Below are 1,119 nucleotides of genomic sequence, written 5' to 3' on the forward strand. Positions count from 1 at the left end.
TTCCTCGAATTGCTGGTGGTTGAAGCTTTCGAAGAAGAAACCCCGGTCGTCACCGAAAACCTTGGGCTCGATCAGGATCACTTCGGGGATTGCAAGACGGGTAGCTTTCATCAGTAGACGGTCTCGACCAGCAGGCGTTTCAGGTATTGGCCATAGCCATTCTTGGCCAGCGGGGCGGCCAGGGCTTCGAGTTGCTCGGCGCTGATCCACTTCTGGCGGAAGGCGATCTCTTCGGGGCAGGCGACCTTCAGGCCCTGGCGGTTTTCCAGGGTGGCGATGAAGTGGCTGGCCTCCAGCAGGGAGTCGTGGGTGCCGGTGTCCAGCCAGGCGTAGCCGCGGCCCATGATCTCCACGGAAAGCTTGCCCGCTTCCAGGTAGGCCTTGTTGACGTCGGTGATCTCCAGTTCGCCGCGGGCGGAGGGCTTGATGCTCTTGGCGATGTCGACCACCTGGTTGTCGTAGAAGTACAGGCCGGTCACCGCGTAGCTGGACTTCGGCTTGGCCGGTTTCTCCTCGAGGCTGATGGCCTTGCCATCGGCATCGAACTCGACCACGCCGTAACGTTCCGGATCATGCACGTGATAGGCGAACACGCTGGCACCAGCATCGCGCTGCATGGCGTTGACCAGCAGTTCCTGGAAGTCGTGGCCATGGTAGATGTTGTCACCCAGCACTAGCGCGCAGAGGTCGTTGCCGATGAACTCTTCGCCGATCAGGAATGCCTGGGCCAGGCCGTCCGGGGACAGTTGCACGGCGTACTGCAGGTTCAGGCCCCACTGGCTGCCGTCGCCGAGCAGTTGCTCGAAGCGCGGGGTGTCCTGCGGGGTGGAGATGATCAGGATGTCGCGGATGCCCGCCAGCATCAGGGTGCTGAGCGGGTAGTAGATCATCGGCTTGTCGTAGACCGGCAGCAGCTGCTTGGAGATGGCCAGGGTCGCCGGATGGAGGCGGGTGCCGGAGCCGCCGGCGAGGATGATTCCTTTGCGTTTCATGTCGCTATCTGATCCGTCAGTTTCTAATTCGAGGTAGAGAGGCGTGGCTTATGCGTACTGCTTACCTACCCATTCACGGTATGCGCCGCTGGTGACGTTGTTCACCCAGGCCTGGTTGTCCAGGTAC

3 protein-coding genes are annotated in these 1,119 nt (G+C 61.3%); all 3 read right to left on the reverse strand.

Annotation, left to right across the window (positions count from 1 at the left end):
* Positions 1-111, reverse strand: a 111-nt coding sequence (locus VV867_RS30970; RefSeq protein WP_328568442.1) for a dTDP-4-dehydrorhamnose 3,5-epimerase family protein, incomplete at its 3' end; no start/stop codon positions are given.
* Entirely contained in the window at positions 111-992 is an 882-nt protein-coding gene (rfbA, locus tag VV867_RS30975; RefSeq protein ID WP_328568441.1) for a glucose-1-phosphate thymidylyltransferase RfbA, read from the reverse strand. The genes VV867_RS30970 and rfbA, both read right to left, overlap by 1 nt.
* Before the next feature lie 48 nt (positions 993-1,040).
* Positions 1,041-1,119: hypothetical protein (locus VV867_RS30980; RefSeq protein WP_328568432.1), on the reverse strand; the 79-nt coding region annotated here is incomplete at its 5' end.

This window comes from Pseudomonas sp. JH-2 (assembly GCF_036231725.1).
Classification (GTDB): Bacteria; Pseudomonadota; Gammaproteobacteria; order Pseudomonadales; family Pseudomonadaceae; genus Pseudomonas; species Pseudomonas delhiensis.

What these genes read in the sequence shown, in the direction of transcription:
- rfbA (WP_328568441.1), bottom strand. Translation starts at nt 992, where the DNA reads ATGAAACGCAAAGGAATCATCCTCGCCGGCGGCTCCGGCACCCGCCTC.